Consider the following 14147-nt stretch of genomic DNA (forward strand, 5'->3'; position numbering starts at 1 on the left):
TGACGAAAAATTATAACAATAATAGAATGAATTGTATTGGATAATTAGTTTGAAAAACATACATAGAACGCTAGGGGGATTATTATGAAGTCAACATTTTTTGCTCAAAATAGAGAAAGATTAGTGAAAACATTACCAGAGGAATCAATTACTATTTTATTTGCTGGACAGGCACCTCATATGTCAGCTGATGCACATTATAAATTTGTGCCGAATCGTAATTTTTACTACTTAACGGGAATCGATGAGCCGAATGTTATTTTCATGTTAAAAAAGTTTGGAAATAGTGTAGAAGAGACTCTTTTCATTGAAAAATCAGATCCAGTACTTGAAAAGTGGGTTGGAAAAACAGTTTCTAAAGAAGAAGCAGAGAAATTATCAGGTATAAAGAAAGTTGTGTATTTAGATAGCTTTGAAAAGACGATGACGAATACACTTTTCACAGAAAATGTGAAACACGTGAATTTAGACTTGGAACTTCGTGAGTGGAACGGTACTGAGACGAAAACATTAGCGTTTGCTAAACATGTAAGAGAACAGTACCCGCACATAACAATTGGGAATGTATACCCAAACATTTGTGAATTACGAGTGTTTAAAACAGAGGAAGAAATTGAAATCATTAAAGAAGCGATAGCTGTTACTAAAGAGGGCATTTATAACGTGCTGAAGCATGCAAAAGCAGATGTGATGGAATATGAATTAGAAGCTCATTTTGATTTTACGCTTAAATCATCTGGAATTAAACATCATGCGTTTAATACAATTTTGGCGAGCGGTAAAAATGCTACAGTCCTTCATTATGAAGATAATGATGCACAAATTCAAAATGGTGATTTAGTACTGCTCGATTTAGGTGCTCAAAAAGATTACTACAACGCTGATATTAGTTACACATTCCCAGCTAGTGGAACATTCTCTAGTCGCCAAAAACAAATATATAATATCGTGTTAAAAGCATTGAAAGAAACAACTGAACTTATTAAGCCAGGATTAAAGTTTGCTGCATTAAATGAGCATACAAAAAAAGTACTGGCAGAAGAGTGTAAAGCTATTGGTTTAATTCAAGAAGATGAGGAACTATCTAAATATTATTATCACGGCGTGAGTCATTTCTTAGGTTTAGATACTCACGATGTCGGAACATACAAAGAGAGAGTATTAGAAGAAGGTATGGTTATTACGATTGAACCAGGTTTATATATTGAAGAAGAATCAATTGGGATTCGTATTGAAGATGATATTCTTGTAACAAAAGATGGGTTTGAAAACTTGTCAAAAGATATCGTTAGGTCAGTTGAAGAGATTGAAGAGTTTATGAGAGAAAATAATATAAATGTAAAAGAAGATGAAGTTGTTACGAAATAATAATTAGAAGAGGCGCTCAATTTTGGGCGCCTTTTTATTGTGCACATTTTACATCTCCATATTTTCTTGAAAATTGTCTTCTATAATAAGCTTGAAAAAGAAAAAGGAGGGATTTTCGATGAAAAGATTTGTATTAACAGCAGTTACGGTCTCCGTAATATCTTTAATTGCTGCATGTTCTGCGACCACAAATACAACAAATGATCATAAAAATATGAACGACAAAAAAACAACACAGACTGAAACGGCTACAAAACCATTGAAAGTTGTAAAAGGGCCAGAAGTTACTTTAGTAGCGAAAGAAGAAAAACAAAAGCTAAGTAGCGGTGTTATTGTTCCAGTCTGGACATTTAATGGTTCATCTCCTGGTCCAGAAATCAGGGTGAAAAAAGGTGAAAAGGTTAAAGTGACATTAAAAAATGAACTATCTGCACCAGTATCTATTCATTGGCATGGGTATCCTGTCCCAAATAACATGGATGGAATTCCAGGCGTGACACAAGATGCGGTTGAATCAGGAAAAAGTTTCACCTATGAATTTGAAGCGAACGTACCAGGAACGTATTGGTATCATTCACATCAAGATTCTGTAAATCAACTAGATAGAGGTTTATATGGTGCTCTCGTTGTAGAGGATACAAATGAAAAGTATGATAAAGATTACACATTAATGTTAGATGAATGGGTAACAGATAAAGAAGAAATTAATAAGCAGTTAAAAGAAATGACAAAAGGGCAAACAGAAAAAGTAGATGGTAATAAATCTAAGGATAATGAAAATACGAAAAAGAATGATGATATGAAAGGCATGGATCATGGAAATATGAAGATGGAAGGTCATGATATGAGTGTGTATGACTTATTCACAATCAATGGTAAAAGCGGAGATTTAGTAGAGACATTAAAAGTGAATAAGGGCGATAAAGTTCGTCTTCGATTCGTTAATGCTGGTTATCTATCACATGATATACACGTTCATGGCCATGATATAAAAGTAATTGCGACAGATGGCCAACCAATTAATGATCCAAAAGTTATTAAGGATAAAGTAATTTCAATAGCACCGGGTGAACGTTATGATATTGAATTTACTGCTAATAATCCTGGGAAATGGTATGTTGAAGACCATTCAGAAAATAAAGGTGCAAAAGGAATGAAAGCTGTTATTGAATATGAAGGTAGTAAAGAGATGAAAGACAAAGCAAACGAAAAAGAGAAGTTATCAAAATTGGACATGACGAAATATGGTACTAAAAAATTAGGAAGTTTCACGTTAGATCAACAGTATACTGCCACATATAATATGGACTTGAATACGCAAATGAATGGAAATGAAATGGTATATACAATTAACGGAAAGGTATTCCCAGATATTGACCCAATTCCAGTGAAAAAGGGTGACTTAGTAAAAGTAAAATTAGTAAATCGCTCTAAAGCGGACGATCACCCGATGCATTTACACGGTCATTTCTTCCAGGTGTTAAGTAAAGATGGAAAACCGGTAGAAGGTTCTCCAATTGTTAAAGACACTTTGAACTTAAAACCAGGAGAAGAATATGAAGTAGCCTTTGTAGCAGACAATCCGGGTGAATGGATGTTCCACTGTCATGATTTACACCATGCTTCAGCAGGAATGGTAACAGAAGTGAAATATACAGATTACAAATCTGATTATGTTCCAAACCCTAACATTCCTAATCAGCCAGAATAATATGAAGCAGTTATCCTATGGATAGCTGCTTATTCATTTTCGTTGCAAGTGTTAATGCATATGTTGATCGTGCCCGGATGAAGATGGGGGAGTATGATCTGGAAATGTCACGAATACAGTAAGAACAATTACTACGCTAATGGAAAGTACTAATAAAAACCGGCGGTGGATATAAGTAGAAAAGGTTTCTGATAAAAGCTGAATCATACATGACATAGTCATCGTTATAGTAAGTAAAAGACTAATAAACAGAATACTATGTGCTTGTTGAGCGTTTAACATTTCTGTAATCATAGCTCCCATCATACTTGCCATTAAACCAGAGAACATTCCTTCTAAGGCAGTGTACAGGTGAAAACGTAGACCGACTAAAAAACCGATAAAACCACTAATCAAAATAGCAAGCAAAGTAGAATATAGTAATTCCCCTTTAAAGAGAATACCTAAATAAAAACCTATACTTAAACCGATACTCATACTAAAAGACATAATAAATACCATATACTCCATTAGGGTACCCTTACGTTTAGAAATATATGATGTAATAATAAGCGAGATACAACAAAGTGTTAAGGCAGTTAACGTATAAGCGAACATCATGATACCTCCCTGTCCTATCGTTCACTTCATCATATGTTCAAATGGAGAGTACTTATGCTTATTTATATCTGCAAATTATCTGCACAATTTAAAAAAGGTAAGTTCAATATAATTTTTAAATAATGATGGTTATCTTAGTAGACGATGCTTCATAAGGAATTGTTGTATTTTAAATTTTATAGAATATATGCAAGCAAATAGTAGTGAATGGAAAGGACGCTCGATTTTTGGGCGTCTTTTTTGTTTGTGAGCATGCGAAAGAAAGTGTTATATAATGAGTTTCTATTGTGAAGCCATAAAGAATAAGCGTATAATATTATAGGTCTCCCATTCGTGAGACAAACCGCGAATGATAAATAAGATTGTTGTATTATCATCGCTTCTAAACATATAGACAATGAAAGTAACACTGGAATACAGATAGGGAGTTATAAAATGAAATTAATTATTGCCGAGAAACCAGATCAAGGTTTGGCTCTTGTTTCACAGTTTAAATATCGCCGGAAAGATGGGTATTTAGAAGTAGAAGCAAATGAGTTATTTCCAAATGGAGCGTACTGTACATGGGCAATTGGTCATTTGACGCAGTTATGTAATCCAGAACATTATCATGCAGAGTGGAAAAAATGGTCACTTAATACGTTACCAATGATTCCAGAACGTTTTCAATTTGAAGTAACAAAGTCAAAGTATAAGCAATTTAATGTAGTGAAACAGCTGTTACATAATCCTCAGGTAACAGAAATCATTCACGCGGGCGATGCTGGGCGTGAAGGGGAATTAATCGTACGAAACATTATTAATCTTTGTAACGTGCAAAAGCCAATGAAGCGTCTATGGATTTCGTCTTTAACGAAGCAAGCTATTTATCAAGGATTTAAAAACTTACTTGATGAATCAGATACGATTAATACGTATTATGAAGCATATACAAGATCTTGCGCCGACTGGGTGGTTGGGATGAATGCATCGCGTGTCTTTAGTATTTTGCTAAAGAAAAAGGGAATGAATGATGTATTTTCCGCCGGTCGTGTGCAAACACCAACTTTAGCATTGATCGTAAAGCGTGAGAAGGAAATTGAAAACTTTAAATCAGAGCCGTTTTGGGAAGTGTTCGCAACCTTTAATATAGAAGGAAAGAAGTATGAGGGGAAATGGGAGAAAGATAATGAGTCCCGCTTAAATGATCCTGATTTGGCAAATAAAATTGCAGCGTTTTGTCAAAACAAACCGGCTGTAGTAAAAGAAATGAAAACGGAGCGTAAAGAGTTTCAGCCGCCGTTTTTATTTAATTTATCAGCGCTGCAAGCGACAGCGAATAAAGCCTTTAAATTTTCACCAAAAAAGACACTTGATATAACGCAAGCACTATATCAAAAAGGGATTGTCTCTTACCCTCGTTCGGATTCTAACTATGTTACACAAGGAGAGGCAGCGACGTTCCCTGATATTTTACAGAAATTAAGTCAGTTTGATGAATATAAAGGTTTATTACCAGCACCAATTGAATCGATTATGGACAATAAGCGTTATGTGAATGAAAAGAAAGTTACAGATCACTATGCAATTATACCGACAGAGCAAGTTACAAATCCAAGCAAACTATCAGGTGATGAGAAGAAAATTTACGATATGATCGTAAGAAGACTTATTGCGGCGCATTATGAAGTAGCAATCTTTGATTATACAACGATTACAACTCTTGTAGACGAACGTGCTGAGTTCATTTCGAAAGGAAAACAGCAAATTCAAGAAGGTTGGCGTAAAGTTATTTTCCAAGACGATAAAGATGACGAAACAATTCTTCCAATTGTCGCAGAAGGTGAACAAGGAAAAGTTGTAAAGGTGAAAGTGAAAGAGGGAAAAACACAGCCACCGAAACGTTATACAGAAGGACAACTTATTACGTTAATGAAGACGGCCGGTAAGTATTTAGAGAATGAAGAGCTTGAGAAAGTATTGAAGAAAACAGAAGGTTTAGGTACTGAGGCCACTCGTGCTGGTATTATTACGATGCTGAAAGACCGTAAATATATAGATGTGCAGAAAAACCAAGTGTACGCAACAGATAAAGGGAAAGTATTAATTACAGCAATCGGTGATAAAATACTGGCTTCACCAGAAATGACAGCAAAATGGGAGCAACGCCTTGCGGAAATTGGTGAAGGCACAGCTTCACCAGCGACATTTATGGAACAAACGAAAAAACTATCAGCTAAAATTATTGAAGATGCGGTAGAAATGTCAGAGAAATGGGATTTCACTGGATTACATGTTGAATCGATTGAACGAAAAGGATCGAAATTTACAACAGGTAAAAAGGTAGGGAACTGTAAAAAATGTGATGGCGATGTTATCGACAAGTCCACGTTTTACGGTTGTTCCAACTACAACACAACACAGTGTGATTTTACCATTTCGAAGAAGATATTAAGCAAAGCCATTTCGCAAAAAAACATGACGAAGCTATTAAAAGGTGAGAAGACCGATTTAATTAAAGGCTTTAAAAAAGGCGAGAAAACGTTTGATGCGAAGTTAGAGTGGAAAGATAATAAGATTAATTTTGTGTTTGAGAATTAAGTGGTTTTAACAAATAAAAGGTTCTATAACAGGTTAGGTTTGAAAAAATATGGATAGAAAAGAGAAAGCATGACAATTTTATGTCATGCTTTTTTATTTTTTAATTAAAGGGTTTTGTGTGCTAACAATAAAAAAACATTTGAAAAGATAGTATTAAATAGGACGTTTATATTATCTTTATCATTTCTTTTATATAAAGGGAAAATAAGCAATTAAGAGAACAACTGAAAGTAGCTTATACTGATGTTTGTAAAAATGCACAATAAAAATATTGCCTAAAATAATAAAATTTTATTGCGAAACGATAAAATTTATATTAAAATCAAAATCAGAATAAATAAGTGTGGTGCTTTTTATGGAAAAGGTAACAACGTTATTTTTAAAATTAGAGGAGGTATAAATATGGACATTAACAATTTGATTATTGAAAATATGGATAACCCTCATGAGTTGGAGAGAATGTATAGAAAAGACCCGAAAGCTTTTAAAAAGTCATTCTCACAAGCATGGGCCCAAAACCCTGATTCTCAGGTGCTAGGTGCTTGGTATGAAAGGTTGCATTTCAAGGAGACGGCAAATACAGAAAAACCTTCATTGTTTCAAAAAGGTTTCTTATTCATGGGCATTTTAGCTATTCTGGCAGGGTTAAGCACCAGGGTAATCTTCCATTTTGTCGAACAGGGAGCAATTGCTCCAATTAACTTGGCTTTTGGTGTAATTCCCTTTATTGCTGCTTATTTTATTTACAATAATACTCCGAAAAAAAGTATTATTTATTTCCTTGCAGCGTTGTTCCTAATTTCCGGGTTGTATCTTAATATGCTGCCATTAAATTATAAAGACAGTATTATCCTTGCTTATTTACACTTTCCTATATTCTTATGGGTATTGGTAGGGCTTGCATTTACAGGGAATGAATATTCAAAAGGCAGTACAAGATTAGCCTATATTAAATTTAATTTGGAATATTGTATTCTCTACGCCAGCATGGCAGTTAGCGGAATGGTACTAGCAGCATTAACCATGCAGTTATTTAGGTTTGTTGACTTGAATATAGAAGACTTCTATTTTAGTAATGTTGTTTTATTTGGTGCTGCCGCTCTTGCAATTGTGGCTGCATACCTGGTATCAATGAATCTGAAACTTGCTAAGAATATTACACCATATATAGCTAAAATTTTTAGTCCACTTGTCCTGATCACATTGTTGCTCTATCTAATAACGGTTATATGGGTCGGAAAAAATCCATTCTTGGACCGCAATTTCCTGATAGTCTTCAACGGAATACTCCTTGGTGTATTGGCCGTTACCATATTTTCCATTATCGAGAGCGACTCAGACGAGAAAAAGAACATTTCAGATTATATAAATTTTTCCTTAATTGTTCTTGCACTTATCATTGACAGTGTAGCTTTGTCAGCAATCGTGTTCAGACTTTCTTCTTATGGGATTACGCCTAATAGACTTGCTGCTTTAGGAGTAAACATACTTATCTGGGCAAATCTAATTTGGATTATGCTCTCCTATATGCGTTTTCTACAAAACAAATCCGGACCTTCAACTATCCAAGATGCCGTTACTAAGTATTTGCCGGTATACGGATTTTGGGCAGCTTTCGTTATATTTACTTTTCCTATAATTTTTAATTAGAAAGGCTCTGTTAATGTAACGAAAAGTTAATCTTTTATTATATCATTTTTATTAATGAGTAAGAGACGATAAGTATCGTTAATTCTATAATTTCTCGACAATAAAAAACGTCCCGCAGTGGGACGTTTTTTATTATGTATATTGCTTTTTTTTCTTAATAAGCAGCAACATTTGCGAAATGCTAGCAAGCACAGGTAATTCAATTAACGGTCCAATGACCAAGGCAAGTGCAATAAGAGGTTCGTCTGGAAAAGCAGTCACAGCAATTGCGAGTGCAACAGGCGAGTTTCTCGCTAATGTTGTTAAGCTTAGGCTTACAGTGTCTTCATAGGATAAATGCATCATACGTCCTACAAACTGTCCTAGTATAAAGTTAATCATGAAGAACAGTAATACTGGTATAAGTAACAATAAAACAACATTCATATTTTGTAATAAGTACTTACCTTGTGAGGCAAACATCGCTAATATTGCTAAACTTAAAAATACAATTTGTGCAGAGCTGAAAAACGGAATGAGTTTATTCTCAAGTGTTTCAGTTTTTTTCATTTTATGCATAATGAATTTTGTAGCGTGCGCAAGTAAAAATGGTAAAACAAGTACAATAACAATACTTTCTAATAAAACAGAAATATCAACAGTTTTCATTACACCTGCAAATAAAAACAAATAAATTGGTAGCAATAGTATTTGTAAAATCAAATTTACCGGTAGAATTGATGTAGATAATGCGACGTTACCTTTTGCGATCTCTGTGAAAATTAAATACCAATCTGTACACGGAGTAACCATTAACATAATAAAGCCAACCCAAAGTGCTGGGTGATCTGAAAGAAATAACGCGCCTAATCCCCAAGCGAGAAAAGGTGTCCATATAAAATTAATACCTAGGCTTGTTCCAGCGAATTTTAAGTTGCGGAATCCATTTTTTATATCCTTTAAGGGGATGCTGAGGAATAATCCATAAAGCATTAAAAATAAGAAGGGGACAATAAATTTTTCTGAATACATATGTATCATATTAAATTGTCCTAATATAACCCCAAATATAACAGCTGCAAGAATGATAAAGGTTTGAATCTTTTCTAAAGTACTCATTAATAAATCCTCTCTATAGATGAATTTCCCTTTCTAGTTGTATTATACAAGGTATTTATGTGTTTTTGAATTTATCATTTTGACTGAGGAAATATCTTCATTTAATATTTTTAATTCGAGATACTTTTCTTTTTTGAAAGTTACTTGACTAAAGTAAGTGAGTGTACTATACTCACTTACATAAGGTAATTAATTAAATAAATAAAAGTTAAAACTTCGGTTTAGATAATGTATTTAAATGAGATAGTTTCAGCAGGACATGATGAAACCTTTTCTTAGAATAAGATTTTTAATGCTGATGAATAATGAATATGATAAGAAAGTTTAGGTGAAGAGAATGGGATTATTTAGCTCATTATTTGGTAAAAAAGAAGAAAATACAAAAGTAGAGGAGAATAAAACTATGTCAAAAGTATTATTTGTAAAAGCGAACGATCGTCCAGTGGAGCAAGCAATTAGTTCAAAAATGTATGAAACATTTGTAAGTGCTTATAAGGAAGCAAATCCGAATACAGAAATTACGGAGTTAGATTTATTTGCATTAGATCTTCCGTATTACGGAAATATCGCTATTTCAGGTGGATATAAACGTAGTCAAGGAATGGAGATAACAGCTGAAGAAGAGAAGGCAGTTGCTACAGTAGATAAATATTTAAATCAATTTTTAGAGGCTGAAAAGGTTGTATTTGCGTTCCCATTATGGAACTTTACAGTACCAGCACCATTAATTACGTATATTTCATATCTTTCTCAAGCTGGAAAAACGTTTAAATATACAGCGAACGGTCCAGAAGGTTTAGCTGGTGATAAGAAAGTAGTTGTTTTAGGCGCTCGTGGTTCAGATTACTCTTCTGAACAAATGGCTCCTATGGAAATGGCTGTTAATTACGTTACAAACGTACTTGGGTTCTGGGGAATTACCAATCCAGAGACAGTTGTAATTGAAGGACACAATCAATATCCAGATCGCTCACAGCAAATTGTTGAAGAAGGTTTAGAGAACGTTAAGAAAGTAGCGGCGAAATTTTAAATAATGATAGTAAATGTAAAAACCAACATGGATGACCATGTTGGTTTTTTAGTCTATTCCCTATGTTAAAAAATGTATATTTATAAAATAAAAGAAAAGTTTGAAAATAGTATTGCAAAATATTATATATCAAACTATAATGAGTTCAAGAATAGTTGATACTTAAATTAAATATTCAGAAAATTCAATTAGTTAAAATTGGAAAATGAGATAAGGAAATTTGAATGGGGGTTATATTATGGCGAATAAAGTACCATTTTCGTTTATAGTAGTTATCGGATTAATGTTATTTGCACTATTTTTTGGAGCGGGAAATTTAATATTCCCAGCGATGCTTGGTCAATCGGCAGGAGAGAATGTATGGATTGCTAACGCTGGATTTTTAGTAACAGGAGTAGGTTTACCATTACTAGGTGTATTAGCATTTGGTTTTTCAGGTAAAGATGATTTACAGTCATTAGCAAGTCGTGCTCACCCAGTGTTTGGGATTGTGTTTACAACAGTTTTATACTTAGCAATCGGTCCGTTATTTGCAATACCAAGAACAGGAAATGTTTCTTATGAAATTGGTCTTAAGCCTTTTATGCCAGAGGGATTAGGTTCTACACCTTTAATTCTTTTCACAATTATATTCTTTAGCATCACTTGTTTTTTTTCGCTAAATCCTGCGAAAATTGTCGATATTGTTGGGAAAATATTAACGCCAATTAAATTGACATTCATCGGTATTTTAGTAATCGTTGCTTTTATTCATCCGATTGGAGAAATGCAAGCACCAGTTGAAGGGTATACATCACATGCATTTTTCAAAGGATTCCAAGAAGGATACTTAACGATGGACACGCTTGCATCATTCGTATTCGGAATCATCATCATTAATGCAATTAAAGAAAAAGGTGCGAAAACGAAAACACAAATTATGGTTGTTTGTGCAAAAGCAACACTGATCGCTGCATCTATTTTAGCAATTATTTATACAGCTCTTTCTTATATGGGAGCTTCAAGCGTTGCGAAGCTTGGACATTTAGAAAACGGCGGAGAAGTATTAGCAAAAGTTTCTAACTACTATTTCGGATCATATGGCGGAGTATTATTAGGGTTAATGATTACAGTTGCTTGTTTAACAACAAGTGTGGGACTTGTATCAGCATGCTCTTCATTCTTCCATAAGTTATTTCCAAATGTTCCTTACAAAGCAATTGCAATTACGTTATGTGTGTTTAGTGCTATTGTTGCAAATGTTGGATTAACGCAATTAATCGCAGTTTCTGTTCCAGTATTAACAGCAATTTATCCACTAGCAATCGTGTTGATTTTCTTAACATTCTTCCACTCATTATTCAAAGGAAGAGCTGAAGTTTATCAAGTGAGTTTAATCGTAACGTTTATCATCAGCTTATTTGATGGATTAAGTGCAGCTGGAGTTAACATTGAAGTAGTAAGCCGTGTGTTCACTAAATTCCTTCCGATGCAGGGAGTAGGGTTAGGCTGGATCTTCCCAGCGATTATCGGTGGATTTATCGGATATGGCATTAGCATTTTAAAAGCGAAAAATCAAGTTCAACCAGCAGCTAGTGCGAATAAGAAAATAGGTTGAATTTAAAAAGTTATAGAATTTGATTCTATAACTTTTTTTGTTACTATTAATAATGAGAAAAAATAAAGTAGTAGGGGAAATGAAATGAAAAAAACAATTGATCATATCGGCATCGCAGTTCGTGATATAGATAGTACGATACATTTTTATAAAAAGGTTTTATCAGGAACTTTAATAGATCGATACGTAAGTGAAGCACCCGGTGTTGAAAGCGAAGTAGCTATTCTTGAAGTTGATGGTGATAGAATCGAATTACTTGCGCCAACGAATAATACAACTTCTCCAATAGCACGATTTATAAAGCAAAAAGGGAAAGGTGTCCATCATGTTGCGTATCGTGTAGATGATTTAGATGTAGCTTTAGAAGAATTAAAGGAACAAGGCATTCGAACTTTAGAGCATACCCTTCGAATTAATAAACATGGTAGACGATTAATTTATCTTAACCCAGCGGATACAGAGGGAACAATCATTGAGTATTGTGATTATCCGGAAGAGAAGTAAAGGAAGTTTATCCTTGAGAAAAGGTGTTACGTAATAACGTAACACCTTTTTAATTTGTGTATTTCTCTTTATATGGGAGTTTATTTCACACTTTTTTCACAAATGATTCACGATAACTTTTCTTCTTTAGAAACTTACATAAATATATTTTATGCTATAATGATAATCAACTTTAAAAATATTAGTAATATCTATGAAGGTAGCTACTATTATATTGGAAGTATAGAGGTGAGGAATAAATAGAGAGTGATACTAAATAGATCCTTATACTTAATCAGATTAATATTTTATCAAGAAATAAAACTTGGGAAGTAAAAAGTAATGAAAGTGTAGTGACGAAAAAGAAAGAAGTGAAATGATTGTGAAAGTAATGCGAAGGTTAGGGGCATGGCTATTAATAGCGTGCGTGTTTATCATATTGATACCAAAAAGCACATCTGCTCATGCGTATGTTGTGAAATCAAACCCTACTGAAAATGAAACGTTGAAGAAAGCACCATCTATTGTGAAAATTGAATTCGATGAGGACATACAAGTTTCAAGTTTTAATACATTGTTCGTAAGAGATACCTCAGGTAAAAGAGTAGATTTAAAAGATGCTCATATTGATAAGAAAAACAAAAAATTATTAGAAGCTGGGTTAAAAGAGAATCTCAAAAATGGTCTTTACTCTATTCAGTGGAAAGCTATTTCAGCTGACGGGCATCCGATTCAAGGAGTTATTCCATTCCGGATTGGATTAGCAGAAGCGGGAACAGACGATATACAAGTAGAAGAGATGGGCTATGTTCCGCAAATCGATATGATCATGGAACGTGGGGTTCTATATACAAGTTTCTCACTATTTTTAGGAGTTCTATTCTTTAATCTTATTATGTATAAAGGGAATGCAACCCCAGTTCAATCAAGGAGTAAGAGAATAATATGGATATCATTATTTGGGATATTTATTAGTTTACTATTCAATCTACCATTGCAGGCGAAAATAAATGCTGATGTTTCATGGTTAGAAGCATTCGATCCTATATTATTAAAAGAAACATTACAGCTATCTGTTTTTGGTTATGTATGGATAACTCAAATGGCTCTTATTAGTACGCTTATGATTGTTACATATTTTGCGGTGAAGCGTGAGAAGCTTTCGTCGTTTAAAGTATGGAGCATTCCAATTGTATTATTTATTGGGTTACTTGTTATGAAAGCCTTCAATAGTCATGCATATGGATTAAAGTTTAAAGAAATTGCTGTCGTTATGGACTTTCTACATTTATTCGCAGCTTCGTTATGGATTGGGGGGCTATCATCGATTGTTCTTCTTTTACGTAAAGCGGATGACAAGTGGACTATGTATTGGGATGCGATTAAGCGTTTTTCACCGTGGGCAACAGGTGCTGTCATAGTGGTTTTATTAACGGGTCTTTTTAACAGTACATTTTTTATTCCCACGATCCATTCCCTATTTGATACGAAGTATGGATTGGCCTTATTAGCAAAGATACTTTTATTCGTGTGTATGGGGATATTGGGAATTATTCATTATGTGAAAGGGAGAATGCGAGCGCAGCAAAGGTTAGGAGCTACGGTGAAAGTAGAGTTTATCATTGGAATTATCGTTTTTGTAATCGTAGCGTTTATGACAAATGTACAAACGCCGCCGATGCCTCCTACGGGACCTTTTACAGAGAGTAAACAATTAGATAATGGATATGAACTTACTTTACATGTAAGTCCTAATAAGGTAGGACAGAATACATTTCATATTACTTTGAAGGATGAGAATGGACAGCCTGTTACTGATATGGAACAAATTGTATTGACGACTCAATCTTTAGATATGAATATGGGCAAAGGTTCATTTAAAGTTTCGGCAGTGTCACCGGGAGAATATGAAGCGGAAGGAATGTATATTAACATGACAGGAAACTGGAATATACATGTTCATGGGTTAACAAAATTCCTTGATAGTTTCGATATAGATTATAAATTTATTGTAGGTGGCAGATAAAGAG

10 protein-coding genes are annotated in these 14147 nt (G+C 34.0%); 8 read left to right on the forward strand and 2 right to left on the reverse strand.

The genetic code is table 11. The features are described from left to right. Positions 1-84 precede the first annotated feature (84 nt). Together MHI07_RS08920 and MHI07_RS08925 are read left to right on the forward strand one after the other, a co-directional pair. The gene (locus MHI07_RS08920; protein WP_340823154.1) at positions 85-1368 is read left to right on the forward strand and encodes an aminopeptidase P family protein; all 1284 of its coding nucleotides are present in this window, start codon (positions 85-87) and stop codon (positions 1366-1368) included. A 118-nt stretch (positions 1369-1486) separates the two neighbouring features. After that, positions 1487-3079, forward strand: a complete 1593-nt coding sequence (locus tag MHI07_RS08925; RefSeq protein ID WP_215581336.1) for a multicopper oxidase family protein — start codon at positions 1487-1489, stop codon at positions 3077-3079. Between the two features lie 51 nt (positions 3080-3130). Here the strand turns inward: MHI07_RS08925 and MHI07_RS08930 are convergent, their stop codons facing one another. Beyond that, positions 3131-3676 carry a hypothetical protein gene (locus MHI07_RS08930; RefSeq protein ID WP_340823156.1) on the reverse strand — a complete coding sequence of 182 codons (546 nt, stop codon included), beginning with the start codon at positions 3674-3676 and terminating at the stop codon, positions 3131-3133. Positions 3677-4114: 438 nt separating this feature from the next. On the opposite strand from MHI07_RS08930, the gene topB reads away from it, so the two are divergent. Both topB and MHI07_RS08940 read left to right on the forward strand, forming a co-directional pair. Continuing rightward, complete coding sequence (gene topB / locus MHI07_RS08935; RefSeq protein ID WP_340823157.1) at positions 4115-6259, forward strand: DNA topoisomerase III; 2145 nt, start codon at positions 4115-4117, stop codon at positions 6257-6259. A 402-nt stretch (positions 6260-6661) separates the two neighbouring features. Beyond that, entirely contained in the window at positions 6662-7909 is a 1248-nt protein-coding gene (locus tag MHI07_RS08940; RefSeq protein WP_340823158.1) for a DUF4153 domain-containing protein, read from the forward strand. A gap of 132 nt (positions 7910-8041) precedes the next feature. On the opposite strand, the gene MHI07_RS08945 is transcribed toward MHI07_RS08940, so the two are convergent. Then, entirely contained in the window at positions 8042-9007 is a 966-nt protein-coding gene (locus MHI07_RS08945) for an arsenic resistance protein (protein WP_215581341.1), read from the reverse strand. Between the two features lie 337 nt (positions 9008-9344). Here MHI07_RS08945 and MHI07_RS08950 point away from each other — a divergent pair, with 337 nt between their 5' ends. The 4 genes from MHI07_RS08950 to MHI07_RS08965 all read left to right on the forward strand — a co-directional run bounded on the left by MHI07_RS08950 (position 9345) and on the right by MHI07_RS08965 (position 14143). Next, the gene (locus tag MHI07_RS08950; protein WP_340823161.1) at positions 9345-10037 is read left to right on the forward strand and encodes an FMN-dependent NADH-azoreductase; all 693 of its coding nucleotides are present in this window, start codon (positions 9345-9347) and stop codon (positions 10035-10037) included. A gap of 238 nt (positions 10038-10275) precedes the next feature. Continuing rightward, positions 10276-11634 (forward strand): branched-chain amino acid transport system II carrier protein, encoded by a 1359-nt coding sequence (gene brnQ, locus MHI07_RS08955; protein WP_215581345.1) that lies wholly within the window; start codon positions 10276-10278, stop codon positions 11632-11634. 84 nt (positions 11635-11718) lie between these two features. Beyond that, positions 11719-12138, forward strand: a complete 420-nt coding sequence (locus MHI07_RS08960) for a VOC family protein (protein ID WP_002202379.1) — start codon at positions 11719-11721, stop codon at positions 12136-12138. Positions 12139-12493: 355 nt separating this feature from the next. Next, complete coding sequence (locus tag MHI07_RS08965; RefSeq protein WP_215581347.1) at positions 12494-14143, forward strand: copper resistance CopC/CopD family protein; 1650 nt, start codon at positions 12494-12496, stop codon at positions 14141-14143. Positions 14144-14147 lie beyond the last annotated feature (4 nt).

Source organism: Bacillus sp. FSL H8-0545, from assembly GCF_038006105.1.
GTDB classification, from domain to species: Bacteria; Bacillota; Bacilli; order Bacillales; family Bacillaceae_G; genus Bacillus_A; species Bacillus_A cereus_U.